The organism is Microvirga sp. HBU67558, from assembly GCF_018069605.1.
GTDB lineage: Bacteria > Pseudomonadota > Alphaproteobacteria > Rhizobiales > Beijerinckiaceae > Microvirga > Microvirga terrae.
In genome coordinates, this window is sequence record NZ_JAGPUP010000309.1 from 1 (window position 1) to 1,146 (window position 1,146).

Annotated in this window: 1 pseudogene; it reads right to left on the reverse strand. The window is 63.9% G+C overall.

Annotation, left to right across the window (positions count from 1 at the left end):
* Positions 1 to 201: 201 nt before the first annotated feature.
* Positions 202 to 1,122, reverse strand: a pseudogene (locus tag KBI52_RS01415) (IS701 family transposase); the annotation flags it as partial.
* Positions 1,123 to 1,146 lie beyond the last annotated feature (24 nt).

Genomic DNA, 1,146 nt, shown 5'->3' on the forward strand with positions numbered 1-1,146 from the left:
ACAGGCATCCACGGCGGGACTCCCGGATCGTTAAACGGCCCACATCCGCCGCAGCGGTCCAGCCACACCTATTCTGAATCAAGTACTTACATCGAGCAATAAAATTGCTCACCAGCCTCTAACACTACAGTTGCACCCTTCGTTTGCGATGTGAGGCTTGCGCCATCGCTTGATGCGCTCGCCGCCACGCGGACCAGGCGATCACGAGGGCAGGCTCGATCCGGCGCTGCTGGAGGCGTGTGGCCACGCGGCGGATTTCCTGGACAGACCATCGCACCAGCGCTGGAGCTTGGCCTCGTCTTTTCTTTTTTGGGGTGAGGTGAAGCGGTTGGCGCGCTCGCGCACCACCGCCATCATGGCAACCGCCAGCATCACCAATGACACATGCCGGTGCCAGCCATGCCACGAGCGCGTCTCGTTGTGGGTGAGCCCCAGTTCGGTCTTCGCCGTCTCAAATGCATCCTCGATCGCCCAGCGCTGGCCCTCGACCCGCACCAGCGTGTCGATCAGCGTGCCGGCCGGGCACCAGGTCGAGAAGAACGCCAGATCCTCATCAGAGAGGCTGCGTCGGATCAGCAGGCCGCGCGTCCACAGACCGGTGAGAGCCTCGTTGTATTCCTCCACCGCGAGATCGGCGAGTTCGACATAAGCCCAGTCGTACAGGCGTGCTCCCTTAGTCCCGTCGCCCGCCGACAGGCGCGTCCACGCCTCGGGCGCAAGAGCCTGCGCAATCTGCTCTGCCGTGCCGGCCACTTCGGGTTTGTCGATCCAGGAGGAGAACTGATCGGTGGCATGAGCACCCAGCACATAGCCCTTGCCGGCCCGGCGCAGCTGCATCTCGAGCCGGCCTACGCCATAGACCGTATCGGTGGCCGCCCAATCGAACGGCACGCCGGCGGCAATCGCCCGCGCAATCATCTGTGCGGCGATCTTGGGTTTGGTGACAAAGCCGATGCCGTCGGGCACCTGAGCGGCGGTGCGGCGCTCGGGCGTGTTGGTCCAGTCCTGCGGCAGATAGAGCTGACGGTCGATGAAGGCGCAGCCCCTGTCCGAGACGTAAGCGGCAAACACTCCGATCTGACAGACCGTATGTTCGTTGCCGGCGGAGGTGGCTCGTCCACACTATGCGATGAGCGAGGGTTGCGC